The sequence below is a fragment of the Shewanella sp. SG44-2 genome, assembly GCF_014164215.1.
Classification (GTDB): domain Bacteria; phylum Pseudomonadota; class Gammaproteobacteria; order Enterobacterales; family Shewanellaceae; genus Shewanella; species Shewanella frigidimarina.
Window position 1 is genome coordinate 1 of sequence record NZ_JACJEU010000047.1, and the last position, 15,023, is coordinate 15,023.

Below are 15,023 nucleotides of genomic sequence, written 5' to 3' on the forward strand. Positions count from 1 at the left end.
GAGGTTTGCAGCATCTATTTTAAATTCTGTTGAGTAAGTTGGTTGAGTTTTCATTACTTTTTTACACCGTTTTATCTTAAGGGAAGTTTACCTCAATCGGTGTACAGATTCATTAAGCCACAATACTCTCGTCATCGCTTGCCACCGCCCGTCACCAAGATTTTATAGCCTCTAGCAGCGTAGCGCTCTAGCCACTAGGCTTTTAGCTCGATTGTTATCTCGTCATCGCTTGCCACCGCCCGTCACCAAGATTTTATAGCCTCTAGCCGCGTAGCGTCCTAGCAGCGAAGCGCTCTAGGCTTTTGGCTTAGATAGACTGCTTAAAAGTTTTTACCAACAAATAAGTAAAATGCTGTTTCACCGCGGTCGGTAAAACCAAAACCTAATGCTGCAGGGCCCCAATCGGTGTCGGTTCCGAGATAGAAACTACCGGCATAAATTAAATCATCTAAATCGACATCATCACGATCAAACCACACATTACCGGCTTCAAGACTGGTGCCTAAATACAAAGGCAAGTCGGTGATCAATACATCACGGCCGAGATCGTATTGATAAATCACTGCCCCAAACACTTTATGTGCACCAATTAAGGTGTCTTTACGGAAACCCGACAAATTCAAGAAACCGCCTAAATCTGCCACATGCAAGGTAAAGTTACCGTCATTCTCTACGGTCGCCAGCTCCACCTTACCTACAATGGCGTGATTTCCGAGTTTCAACGCACCCTTCCAATCCGCTTCAAATTGCCAAGCAAGATCATCACTAAAGGTCGTATCGACATTGCTTAATCCATTGTAGGATTCGTCTCTTAAGTAGCTGACAAAGGTAATTCGATTACCTTCAGTCGGGAAGCTAATGCTGTTTAGGCTGTCGTAGGCCACTTTAAAATAGCCACCCGTTGAATGATAATCTAGTGAATCAACCGAACCAAATTCACTGCTAACCCGACCATCTTCGCCGACAAAGCCTAATTCGATAATTCCATCTGAATTAAAGTTATAGCCGATACCTAAAACGATTTGAGCGACATTATTTTCGAGTTCAACATAACGGCTATCTTGATCAATTAAATCCCAATCTTTCATTTCATACTGGAATCGCGCTAGGCTATAAAATGTTTGATCACGATCTAATGGCTGATAAAACTCAGTGCCGACTAACTTTTTATACCCAAGTTCTAATTCATTACGCCACTCACCACCATTTTCGGTTAAGTCGGTCATGGTGTAAGCCAAGCTTAACGTAATAGCTGAATCTAAGGTGAAGTCATCTTCCCAGTTAAAGCCTGCTTGAAAGTAATTCGGCCCCCATGATTTTGCTCGGGTGGTAATGGTTAAAATTCGGCCTTGCTCAACATCTTCAAACTCAGCATCGACACGCTCGAATTTATTCAATGAATACACTCGGTTTAAGGCTAAATTTAACTCTTCTTTGGTTAGTACAACGCCTTCGGTAATCCCTAAACGATCGCGCAGTAATTTTTCGCTGACTTTTGATTGATTATCAAAAGCAATTTTATAGATGGGTTTTTTAAGTGGATCGATCCACATTAAGCTTTGTTGTAATTTATCCGCTTGATAAGCCAAATAGTCTTGCTCACCAATACCAAGCGGTTCTAGCTTCACCAACTCTAATATAGCGGCATCTTCACCTAATTTAAGCGCTAATGGCATGATTGAAAAATCAGTGGTACTTAGGCTATCAATGGCGGGACGAATGAGAATATCACCAGACGTCAGTAAGGTCTTTTGGCGGGCGGTGCTCGCTTGAGTCAAAATGGTTGAGAGCTGCTCTAGTACGGCAATAGTACTGTCCAAGTTTTCTTGTTTGGTGAGTGCAGAACCAATATCGACGGCAATAATGATATCTGCCCCCATGGCTTTGACCACATCGATAGGCATATTATTGGCAATTCCGCCATCAACCAGTAAACGACCGTTAATCAGTGCTGGCTGCAATGCTCCTGGTACTGTGGCAGATGCTTGCATGGCTTGTACTACACTGCCGCTGGATAACACCACCGCTTCACTGGTTGCCAAATCCGTCGCCACCGCTCGGTACGGAATCGCGAGTTCATCAAAGTCACCAAACTGTTCGACTAAGCCTGTCGAGTGACGTAATAGTTGAGACATGCTTTGACCACGTAGCAAACCACTAGGTGAGGTTAAGCTATTATTGTTATAACCCACAGTCAGTGGAATATTAAACTGATCACGTTGCTGTTTATCACGATAGCTTAACTTATCGCGCGGAATGGTGTCTGAGTAGCCTTTAGACCATTCACCACTGAGCATGATTTCTTCAATTTGGTCGGCGTTATAGCCTAACGCGTACATACCAGCAACGTAAGCGCCAATACTGGTACCCGCAATGTAATCGACCGGAATATGATATTTTTCAAGTACTTTTAACACACCAATATGTGCAGCACCTTTTGCCCCACCGCCACTCAGCACTAAGCCAATAGTGGGTCTTTCTTTAGCGGCTTTTTTCGCAGCATAGACAGGTTGCACTGCTAGGCTAAAGCAAATATAGCTAGCCAAAAACCAGGTAGATAAGTTAAGGCGCAAAATTTGTTGCATAAATCATTCCGAAAGTAAGTAAAAACAACTTATTCTAACAAAATTTAACCAATACCCATACTAATGGATAGCAGCAAGAAGATTACCTTGGCATCATCAATGAACACATCATTCATTAATCCCCATTTGTCGCTTAATATCGAGCTCAAGTTCGACTTTGGGCATCGGCTTGGCAAAATAATATCCCTGAATAATGTGGCAACCACGCTGAACGACTTGTGCAAGCTGCTCAGATGTTTCCACGCCTTCAGCAACGACCTCAAGGGATAGGTTACGAGCTAATTCAATAATACTGCTCACAATGGCTTGATCGGCTTGATGGGTGTCAATATGGATTAAAAACGAGCGATCAATTTTCAGAATATTGACTTGGAATGAACGTAAATACGCAAGCGACGAATAACCGGTACCGAAATCATCGATGGCAACATCAATACCTAACCGCTCTAACGCGCGTAAATGCTGGCTGGCAATATCAATTTCTTTCATCAATACGCCTTCGGTAATTTCTACCGACAAACATCTAGCAGGCATACCAGTTTGATGCAATGTCGCAGTCAAAAAGTCGATAAAATCTGGTTGTCTAAAATGCATTGCAGACACATTAACCGACACTGTTATCTCGCTTTGATATCGCTGATGCCAATCTGCACCGTCGAGACAAGCTTGGGTAAGTACCCAACGATCAATCTCAACAATCAAGCCGCAAGATTCTGCAATACCAATGAACACATCGGGGTTAACCATGCCATCTTTTGGGTGTTTCCAACGAATTAATGCTTCAACGCCAACAATATTATTTTGTTGGTCAACATCTATCTGAGGCTGATAATACAATTCAAATTCATTGCACAGTATCGCTCGATGTAAATCAGCCTCTATGCGCAAGTGATACAACGCTTCTGCATTACGTTCTGCTGAATAATATTGAAAATGACCACGGCCTTCTTCTTTAGCATGGTACATGGCTAAATCGGCGTTTTTAATCAAGGTTTCAGGCGTTTGATCATCATCAGACCAAATGCTAATACCAATGCTGGTCGAAATGAAAAATTCTCGTCCGTATAATTTAAAAGGAGTTTCTATTTGTTTTAATAACTGTTTTGCAATGTGGTTAATGGTGTCGACGTCTTTTGCATCACGCAGCAAAATAACAAATTCATCACCGCCAAAGCGACACAACAAATGCTCTTCAGACAAACAAGACTGCAGCCTACTTGCAGCTTCAACGAGTAATGCATCACCCATACTGTGGCCGTATGAGTCATTAACATGTTTAAATCTGTCGAGATCTAAAAATAATAACGCTAAGGTTTCTTTATGCTGTTTTGCCGTTTCAATAACTTGGCCCAATCGACGCGAAAACATCGCTCGATTAGCTAAGCCAGTTAACATGTCATTGTTTGCTAAACGGCGCAGATGTAACTCATTATGCTTACGTTCAGTGATATCTGAAAATACCACCACATAATGTAATGCCGAACCATTCATATTAAACATGGTCGATACATTTATCCAAACAGGGCATCGGCTACCATCACTGCAATTAAACTCACATTCTCCAGTCCAAAAACGCTCCTTATCGAACACCTCTTCCATGTCAAAAGGCTCTACTGTCTCAAACACTAAATCGGAAAAAGGTTTGCCAGCTAAATCACTCTTTTTAGCCGCTAGAATTAAATTAGCCGCTGCGTTGCTAATTTTTATGTTCTTTTTCATGTCTAATATCAACATGCCTTCGGAGGTATTTTCAAATGCTTGGGCTAATAAATTGGCTTCACTTTCAAGGGTTCTTTGTTGAGTGATGTCGGTATACATCCCAGCAGCATAAATTAACCTTCCATTGTTAATATCTACCTCAATAGCGCGGCCTTTAATGCGTAACCAATGCCACTGATGATCATGCTGGTTACGATATCGATACTCGGCATCAATCATCTCCACTTTACCGTTAACAAGGTCCTGCCACACAGATGTGATTCTCTCAACATCGTCTTGATGTATTGGGATATCTTCTAATTTAACGTTAATGTGCGTGTCTGGTCCTAATACCCCACCTCGGTTATCGAGTGACAGCACTTGTGTTGATGCATGCCATTCCCATAGGTCAGAGTCGCTGCCTTTTAACGATTGACGTAGGCGTTCGTCACTTTCAACCAATGCATGATTCATTTGCTTAAAACGATGAATTTGTCTCTGTCTGTATAACAATATAATGGCGGCTATCAGCAAAATGCTAAAAATCAATGCACCAGTAAATTGTTGCGAGCGCCACCAAAACTGCTTTACCGTAAATCGATATTGAAATGGCTCATTCGACCACACACCATTTCTTTTATATAAAAGCTCAAGTGCATACGCCCCAGCGCTTAAACCGGTAATATTAATCTGTGACTGGCCCTCTAATAGCACGTAATTGCCAGAGTCTGCGCCATCTTTAACCAAACGATACTGTATGGTCATCGGCTTATCATCAAGGTAATCGAGTACGGCAATTTGAAAGCTAATTAAACTGGCACCGGGTTCTACTTGCGACAATTGACTTGGAATGAGATAAACCTCGGTATTGTTTTCATAAAACACCGATACAGATTCAAGTATCACTTTGTCATTAACAGTGCGCGGCGCCAGTTTATCGAGGTCGATTAACATTGCGCCGTCTGGCGTACCTACAAAAAAGCCTTTAGCAGGATCATAAAATTTTGCCGACTCATTAAATTCATCGGAAATAAAACCGTCTTTATGGCTATACGAACTGACTTTGCCTGTCGCCTTATTAACCTTAATAATGGCACTGGCACAGCCAACGATATGATCTGTTTCAGTATCTTGTAAAAAGAACACCACTTTACAATCGATCTTCCACTGTTGATCCAGCGAAATAACCTCATCGGTTTGAGTATTGAATTGATAAATCCCTTGCTGGGACGTACCTAACCAGATAACACCCGGTGACACTTGCATAAGACTATTCATGGTTGGGACATTAGTAAAATCAGCAAATACATCCACTTTAGAAATATATTCGCCAGAGGTCGTCAAATAGCCAAAATGTTTACCGCCACTAATCCATAAATGCCCAGCATCATCCCTTAATAAAGCTTTATAAAAGGTATTACTCAATGACTGCTGTCCATCTGATAAAACTTGTAACGTTAAATCAGCATTACCATCTTGCCAATAATACAGACCTTTATTGGTGGTAAACCAAATAACATCTTTGTCTAGCTCATCACGATAAATCCCAATAACAATTCTATCGTTTAGTGACTCGCTACCACCGCTCCATGTAGCAAAATTGGTACTGACATTAGTCTTTTTATTGACTACATATAAGCCACTGGTAGTGGCCAACACAAGATGCTCCGCGTTCAAGGATTCAATCCGGTAAATACTGTCGCTCAGTGCAAAACCTGTGGGAATAACCATGGTTGAAGTTTGGTTCTGAGTGTTAACTACAGACAAACCACCATCGGTACCTAGCCACACCTTATCGCCTTCGCTGTATACCGACCACACCATTTCATTATCAAGTTGATAGGGTGGCTTTTTAGAATAATCTTCAATTAAAAAATGAGGTTTACCAGCAATCACCGCCAACCCATCACCTGAGCCACCAACCCACAATAAACCATTAGAATCCACCGCCATATCATGAATGTAATCAATGTTAGCTCGCTGCTTAAGCTCGTCTCGATATACGGTTAATTTGTTATTTTCTGGACTCCAAAATATCAATCCTGCTCGGCTTGAAATCCACAAATCACCATTAAGATCTTGTTCCATTTGATCAACATAATAGGGGATTTCAGGCACCGATTGCACGGTAAGCGTCTCAATATCGACCTTAAATAACCCTTTCGATGTCAGCATCCACACTCTTTGTTGTTTATCTTGGAACAACTTTCTGATGGAATCGTTTTTATCAGACCACGGAAATGTGCCAATGAAGGTTCCATCGGCCTGGTGAAGCTGAAGTTCGTGATTAGTCGAAAACAAATACTGGGAGTTGTGTAACTCAAGCGCATTGCGCCAAGGTAAATTGTGGTCTAATGAATGGCTTGGAGATAAAGACAATTGCTGAGAAGCATCATCAAAATAATACACTTGGCCAGAGTAAGCGAGCATCAGCAACCGTCCATCAAGCTGACGCTGAGTTGCCGCCACGCGAATACTGTTATTGATATTAGTCGCATCATTATCTTCAGGTTTAAGCAATAAGCTGAAGTGATTGTCTAAAATACTGTAAAGATATAACGAGGAATTAGTACCAACAAGCAAATGGTCTTGGCCAGAATTAACGACTGTTGTAATCAGTTCATCATCAAGTACCGAGTCAAACCCCACTTTATCAATGCGCCTTACCTTACTATTACTAACGCGATAAAGACCTTGTTGAGTCGCCAGCCATACGTGACCATAACCGTCAAAACTAATGTCTTGAATAGTCGCATTAGCTAAACCATCTTTAGCGTTAAATACTCGCTGAACAATGTCTGCACTACATGCAGGTAATACCGTAAATAAGGATAATATAAAACAGCCTAGGCTTACCAATACAGCTCTGGTCATAAATTCAATTTATCCTTTACGTGATCAAATGCAGGCAAGCCCCACACGTAGTAAAAACAGGTTTATCGTCATCCACACATTAATCATCTTGGTGTTGTGATAATTTTTTTCTGTCGCCAAAATCAACATAGGTTGTTGTCGTTATTCTGGACGATTAAAATGAGATTTTTATAAATAATATTAATGTTTTAACATTATTTTAATAGGAAAGTCACCCCCGAGCTAATCATAATTAGATTCACTTTCAATCAGACTAAATCGGCATGCTGCAAAATGTCCCTATAACTGAATAGGGCTTACAAACAGTTATGATTAAGACTAGCCTAAAATATCAAAAAAAAGACAAAAAAAAGCATCCCGAAATGGAATGCTTTTTTAAGGCTATTTAGTTAGCGTAAATTACTTCTTCTTAACCGCTTTAGGGTTAGGTAAGTCAGTAATTGAACCTTCATACATTTCAGCAGCTAAACCGATTGATTCATATAAAGTCGGGTGAGCATGGATCGTTAATGCTAAATCTTCAGCATCACAACCCATCTCAATCGCTAGGCCAATTTCACCTAATAATTCGCCACCGTTAACACCAACAATAGCACCACCGATAATACGATGAGTTTCTTTGTCGAAAATTAACTTAGTCATGCCTTCGCTGCAATCAGATGCAATTGCACGGCCGCTAGCAGCCCAAGGGAAGGTAGCAGTTTCATAAGCAACACCTTGCTCTTTTGCTTCTTTCTCAGTTAGACCCACCCATGCTACTTCTGGGTCAGTATAAGCAATTGAAGGAATCACTTTAGGGTCAAAGTAATGCTTCATACCAGCAATAACTTCAGCGGCAACATGACCTTCATGCACACCTTTATGAGCCAACATAGGTTGACCAACGATATCACCAATAGCATAAATGTGCGGTACGTTAGTACGTAACTGCTTATCAACATTGATAAAGCCGCGCTCATCAACATTAACACCTGCTTTTTCAGCAGCAAGAGACTTACCATTTGGTGAGCGACCAATTGCCACTAAAACAGCATCGTAACGAACAGGTTCAGCAGGTGCTTTCTTGCCTTCCATTGTTACGTAAATACCGTCGTCTTTTGCTTCAACTGCGGTCACTTTAGTTTCAAGAATAAGATTAAACTTCTTCTTGATTTGCTTAGTGAATACACGGACAACGTCTTTATCTGCAGCAGGAATAACTTGGTCAAACATTTCAACCACGTCAATTTCGCTTCCTAAAGATGAATACACAGTACCCATTTCTAGACCGATAATACCGCCACCCATTACTAATAACTTACCAGGAACTTCTTTCAGTTCAAGTGCATCAGTTGAGTCCCAAATACGTGGGTCTTCATGTGGAATAAATGGCAATTTAATTGGACGTGAACCGGCAGCAATAATCGCTTGTTCAAACTGAACAACGGTCACAGTGCCATCTTCAGCAGTGACTTCTAAGCTATTAGGACCAGTAAATATACCAAAACCATTAACCACGTTAACTTTACGCATTTTAGACATTCCGCCTAATCCGCCCGTTAACTGGCTAATTACTTTGTTTTTAAAACCACGTAATTTGTCTAAATCAATCTTTGGCTCACCAAAAACAACACCATGGTCAGCAACAGCTTTGGCTTCTTCAATGACTTTTGCTACGTGCAATAGTGCTTTTGAAGGGATACAGCCAACATTCAGACACACACCACCAAGGGTACTGAAACGCTCAACAATTATGGTGTCTAAGCCTAAGTCAGCAGCACGAAACGCCGCAGAATAACCTGCTGGGCCTGCTCCTAGTACGACTACTTGAGTTTTGATTTCGTTGCTCATGATTTCCTCTAATCTTGTTCATTCCGTGTGAAAGACGGATCGGCCCAAATGTCGATGTCGCCAGCTTGAAACTTACGTTTCACTTCCAATTTCTTTCAATTGTGGACTAAAAAATTGGGATGGGCGCATTTTATACTCAAATCAATTTGTTTGAAACCGATCACAATAAAAAGGTCGCTCATATGAGCGACCTTTTAGTTTACAAAATCAATGTACGAATGTCTGATAGTATCGCAGACAAGGTCACACTAAAGCGTGCAGCCATTGCGCCATCAATAACGCGATGGTCATATGACAACGATAACGGCAACATTAATTTAGGTTCAAACTCTTTACCGTTCCACTTTGGCTTAATCTCAGATTTTGATACACCTAAAATCGCCACGTCTGGGTAGTTAACAATCGGCGTAAATGCCGTACCGCCAATGCCACCTAAACTTGAAATAGTAAAACAGCTACCTTGCATGTCAGCAGACTTAAGTTTGCCGTCACGAGCACGGATAGAAATGTCAGTTAACTCACGCGACAATTCAACAATGCCTTTCTTATCAACGTCACGTACAACCGGAACCATTAGGCCGTTTGGTGTATCAACAGCAACACCAATGTGGAAGTACTTCTTCTGAATAAGCGACTCACCATCAGCACTCAAACTAGAGTTAAATACTGGGAACTCAGCTAATGCTTTGGCGACGGCTTTCATCATGAACACTAATGGAGTGATCTTGTAATCCGCTTTCTTCTTAGCAGCAAGGTCGTTCTGCTGCTTACGGAATGCTTCCATCTCAGTGATATCAGCTTCGTCAAACTGAGTAACATGTGGAATGGTTACCCAGTTGCGATGTAAGTTAGGACCAGATATTTTCTGGATACGGCTTAGTGGTATTTCTTCCACTTCACCAAACTTACTGAAATCAACTTTAGGCGCTGCAATTACGTTTAAGCCACCAGCATCACCAGAAACCGCTGTAGCAGCAGTTGCTTTAGGGCGTGATAATTCGTATTTCACAAACGCTTGCACGTCTTCTTTCAAAATACGCGCTTTACGGCCAGTACCAGAAACCTTGGTTAAATCAACACCAAACTCACGCGCTAAGCGACGTACCGCAGGCGATGCATGAACAACGCCGGTTGACGCAGTAACAGCAGCACTTGGGTGAAACGGCACTGGTGGAGTTGATGGACGATTGGCAGCCATCGTTGGTGCGGCTGCCGCTGCAGCAGGCTCTGCTTGAGTCGGTGCAGCTTGTGCCACTGGTGCTGAGCTAGTGGTTTCAATAGTCGCAATTAAGCTACCTTGAGACACTTTATCGCCCACTTTAACCGTTAACGACACAAGTTTACCGGCAAATGGTGCTGGTACTTCCATTGTCGCTTTGTCTGTTTCAAGGGTAATTAACCCTTGATCTGCAGTGATTTCATCACCAACAGCAACCAACACTTCGATAATATCAACATCATTGGCGTCGCCAATATCAGGCACATGAATTTCTTGTACTTGAGTTGTCGTTGCGGCTGGTGCTGCAGGAGCCTGAGCTGCTTGTGCTACCGGAGCGGCAGCTTGTGGCGCAGATGCAACAGGTGCAGAACCGGCGACTTCTAGCGTGATAACCAATGAACCTTCAGACACTTTGTCGCCAACGGCTACAGTCACTGATTTAACCACACCCGCTTTAGGTGACGGTACGTCCATGGTTGCTTTATCGGTTTCTAAGGTAATTAATCCCGTATCAACGTCAATGCTATCGCCAACAGCAACTAATACTTCGATGACCGACACGTCAGTATCTCCACCGATGTCAGGTACTTTAACTTCAATGACTTCCGAGCTACCAACACTTGGTGCGGCAACTGGCGTCACTGGTGCAGGAGCTGCAGCTTGTGCCACTGGCGCTTCAGCTTTAGGTGCTGGCGCAGCTGCTTCGGCTTTAGCCGGTGCAGCGTTAGCTGCACTCATCATTGCAATTAAGGTACCTTCAGAAACGGTATCACCGACAGCGATTTTTAATTCTGCTAACGTACCAGCAAAAGGTGCTGGAATGTCCATGGTCGCTTTATCACTTTCAACTGTAATGATTGATGCTTCTTTTTCAAGATAATCACCAACCGCAGCACAAATTTCAATAACCTGTACTGCATCAGTATCGATGTTAGGAACCAAAACTTCTTTTAATTCAGCCATTTTGTATCCCCTTACGCGAACTGTGGGTTAATCTTGTCAGCATCAATACCATATTCAGCGATGGCTTTAGTCAACACATCAACAGGCATTTCATTACGCTCAACAAGAGACTTCAGTGCCGCAATAACAATAAACTTAGCATCTACTTCAAAGTGATGACGTAAGTTTGCGCGGCTATCGCTGCGACCAAAACCATCAGTACCAAGTACTTTATAGTCTGTCGGTACGAAAGCACGTAATTGCTCGCCGTATATCTTCATATAGTCAGTAGCCACAATCGCTGGCGCGTCTGCAGATAATACTTGGCTAATATACGCTTGCTTAGGTTCAGCTGTTGGATGCAACATGTTCCAACGTTCAGCAGCTTGGCCGTCACGAGTTAACTCGTTAAAGCTAGTCACACTGAATACGTCAGCGCTTACGCCAAAGTCTTTTGCTAATGCTTGTGCAGCTTTACGCACTTCTTCAAGTATCGTACCGCAACCCATTAACTGCACTTTACCTTTACCACTACCGGCAACTGTTTCAAGCTTGTAAATACCTTTGACAATACCTTCTTCGGCACCGGCTGGCATTTCTGGCTGAACATAGTTTTCGTTCATTGTGGTTAGGTAGTAGAAGATATCTTCTTGATTTTCGCCATACATACGACGAATACCATCTTGCACTACAACCGCAATTTCATAACCGTAAGTTGGATCGTAAGAGATACAGTTTGGAATAGTATTAGCTAATACGTGACTATGACCATCTTGATGCTGTAAACCTTCGCCGTTCAATGTTGTACGACCTGAAGTTCCACCGACTAAGAAACCACGTGCGCGCATGTCGCCAGCAGCCCATGCCATGTCACCAATACGTTGGAAACCGAACATAGAGTAGTAGATGTAAAACGGAATTGTTGGCATGTTATTGACTGAGTAGCTGGTTGCAGCTGATACCCAAGATGACATTGCGCCTAATTCGTTAATACCTTCTTGTAAAACCTGACCGGTTTTATCTTCACGGTAGTACGCCACTTGATCAGAATCTTGTGGAATATATTTTTGGCCTTCGTGAGCATAAATACCCACTTGACGGAATAAACCTTCCATACCAAAAGTACGCGCTTCATCAGGAATAATCGGCACAATACGCTTGCCAATACCTTTGTCTTTCAATAACGCAGTTAATACTCGTACAAACGCCATCGTTGACGAGATTTCACGGCCATTAGAGCCTTTTAAAATCGAATCAAAAATTTTCAATGAAGGAATTTCTAACTCTTCAGTGAATTTTTCACGGCGTTGCGGTAAATAACCTAATAATGCTTCACGGCGACTCTTTAAGTATTTCACTTCTTCAGAGTCTGGACCTGGATGATAGAAAGGCAAATCTTCTAGCTGGTCATCAGGGATCGGGATATTGAAACGATCGCGGAAGTAACGAATAGACTCAGCGCCCATCTTCTTCACGTTGTGAGCGATGTTTTTACCTTCGCCTGCATCACCTAAACCGTAACCTTTAACTGTTTTAGCTAAAATAACGGTTGGGCGACCTTTGGTTTTTTGTGCATGTTCAAGTGCAGCGTAAACTTTAACAGGATCATGACCACCACGGTTTAAACGCCAAATGTCATCATCTGACATGTTAGCAACCATTTCGGCAGTTTCTGGGTACTTACCAAAGAAATGCTCACGCGTATACGCGCCGCCTTTGGCTTTACAGTTTTGGTATTCACCGTCTACGGTTTCTTCCATTAACTGCAATAATTTACCGCTAGTATCACGAGCCAATAACGGATCCCAATAGCGTCCCCAAATCACTTTAACCACTTCCCAGCCTGCGCCGCGGAATTCGCCTTCAAGTTCTTGGATAATTTTACCGTTACCACGAACAGGACCATCAAGACGCTGTAAGTTACAGTTAACGATAAATACTAAGTTATCTAATTCTTCACGTGCAGCTAAACCAATAGCACCTAATGCTTCTGGCTCATCACACTCACCGTCACCTAAGAAACAGTAAACAGTCTGCTTAGAGCAATCTTTTAAACCACGGTCAGTTAAATACTTCAAATAACGCGCTTGGTAAATCGCTTGAATAGGACCTAGACCCATCGATACCGTCGGGAACTGCCAGTAAGTAGGCATTAACTTAGGGTGTGGGTACGAAGAAAGACCTTTGCCATCAACTTCTTGACGGAAGTTGGCCATTTGGTCTTCAGTAATACGGCCTTCAAGGAACGAACGCGCATAAATACCGGGTGCGATATGGCCTTGGAAATACACCAAATCACCACCGTCATGCTCGTTAGGCGCACGGAAGAAATGGTTAAAACACACATCGTAAATTGTCGCACTAGACGCGAAACTTGAGATATGGCCACCAAGCTCTAAATCTTTCTTAGAACCGCGTAACACCATCGCCAATGCATTCCAGCGAATAATCGCCCGAATACGGCGTTCCATTTCTTGGTTGCCAGGCATGTTTGGCTCTTGGCCTGCTGGAATCGTGTTTAAATACGCAGTAGTCGCGTTATACGGTAAGTGAGTACCGTTACGGCGAGCTTTGTCGATTAATTTTTCGAGTAAAAAGTGTGCACGTTCAGGCCCTTCTTGCTCTAACACAGCTTGTAGAGCATCAACCCACTCTTGAGTTTCTGATGGGTCTAAATCTTGAAGCATATCTTCAGACATCTCGCAGTCCTTCTCTATATACGGATTATATTTCGGCTTTTTGCTGCTTGTTGACACAGCAAAAGTGTATTCTTATTCAAAGTGACAAGTGTTACACGCCGCTCTTTAAACGGCGCAAACTACGTTGCAACCGACTGTCTTCTTCTCTTACTGACAACATGACTTCTTCGATGTAGCTTAAATGCTCATTCGAAGCTTCACGTGCAGCGTCTGGGTCCCGGCGTATAATCGCAGCCAGTAACGCGCGTCTGTGATCATTTGCCATGGTGGAAGCTTCTTCGCGTATGCTTAAAAGCTCCAAATTTTGTGCAACATTTTTGTGCAGCACAGGGGTTAAACTTAATACTAAATGCAACATAGCAACATTGTGTGACGCCTCAGCAACCGCACGATAAAAACGTACAATGGCAGCAGCTTTGGCCTCCACATTCGTCGCTGCTTCTACTTCAATAATTCGTTTTTGAATATTCTGCATATCCGCATCGGTGCCGCGCAGCGCAGCATAATACGCCATCATGCCTTCTGTGGCGTGACGGAATTCGAGTAAGTCATACTGACTTTCTGAGTCGTTATGCATTAATTCAACGATAGGATCGGCAAGACTTTGCCACAGTTGTTCTTTAACATAGGTGCCACCGCCTTGACGACGCATGAGCAACCCTTTAGCTTCTAATTTTTGAATCGCTTCACGTAATGAAGGACGAGACACTTCAAATTGTACCGCGAGTTCGCGTTCAGGAGGTAGTTTCTGACCAGGCTGCAAACTGCCTTCAAGGATCATCCGCTCCAATTGCTCCATGATCACATCAGAAATTTTTGGCTGGTTAATCTTAATATAAGCCATGTAGCGCTCTGCTCCCTAAACAAGCAATTGTCAATTGGTCTTACCAATTAATATGAGAGAGCGCACTTTATCAAATCATACAAGCCATGTCTAGTTATCAGCATACCGACAAAAGAACACCGCTTTGTTTAAAACGCTCAAGCCCAGAGCATAACTGAAATTTATGCTTAAGGGGTCAGACCATTTACCCGAAAAATCCTAGAAACTAGAGCGCTACGCTGCTAGAAGCTATAAAATCTCAGCAGCGAAGCTGTCCTAGAATCTTAGCAGCGAAGCTGTCCTAGAATCTTAGCAGCGAAGCTGTCCTAGAATCTTAGCAGCGAAGCTGTCCT

Annotated in this window: 6 protein-coding genes; all 6 read right to left on the bottom strand. The window is 42.6% G+C overall.

Annotation, left to right across the window (positions count from 1 at the left end; translation table 11 throughout):
- Positions 1-320: 320 nt before the first annotated feature.
- The 6 genes from H5181_RS19795 to pdhR all read right to left on the bottom strand — a co-directional run bounded on the left by H5181_RS19795 (position 321) and on the right by pdhR (position 14,691).
- Positions 321-2,585, bottom strand: coding sequence for a patatin-like phospholipase family protein (locus H5181_RS19795; RefSeq protein ID WP_182751835.1), 2,265 nt, complete (start codon positions 2,583-2,585; stop codon positions 321-323).
- 108 nt (positions 2,586-2,693) lie between these two features.
- Positions 2,694-7,157, bottom strand: a complete 4,464-nt coding sequence (locus H5181_RS19800; RefSeq protein ID WP_182751836.1) for an EAL domain-containing protein — start codon at positions 7,155-7,157, stop codon at positions 2,694-2,696.
- Between the two features lie 399 nt (positions 7,158-7,556).
- On the bottom strand, positions 7,557-8,987 hold the full coding sequence (gene lpdA, locus H5181_RS19805) for a dihydrolipoyl dehydrogenase (RefSeq protein ID WP_182751837.1): 1,431 nt from the start codon (positions 8,985-8,987) through the stop codon (positions 7,557-7,559).
- Positions 8,988-9,186: 199 nt separating this feature from the next.
- The gene (gene aceF / locus H5181_RS19810; protein ID WP_182751838.1) at positions 9,187-11,169 is read right to left on the bottom strand and encodes a dihydrolipoyllysine-residue acetyltransferase; all 1,983 of its coding nucleotides are present in this window, start codon (positions 11,167-11,169) and stop codon (positions 9,187-9,189) included.
- Between the two features lie 11 nt (positions 11,170-11,180).
- The gene (aceE, locus tag H5181_RS19815) at positions 11,181-13,847 is read right to left on the bottom strand and encodes a pyruvate dehydrogenase (acetyl-transferring), homodimeric type (protein WP_011639191.1); all 2,667 of its coding nucleotides are present in this window, start codon (positions 13,845-13,847) and stop codon (positions 11,181-11,183) included.
- A 91-nt stretch (positions 13,848-13,938) separates the two neighbouring features.
- Positions 13,939-14,691 (bottom strand): pyruvate dehydrogenase complex transcriptional repressor PdhR, encoded by a 753-nt coding sequence (gene pdhR, locus H5181_RS19820; RefSeq protein ID WP_182751839.1) that lies wholly within the window; start codon positions 14,689-14,691, stop codon positions 13,939-13,941.
- Between the last annotated feature and the right edge of the window lie 332 nt (positions 14,692-15,023).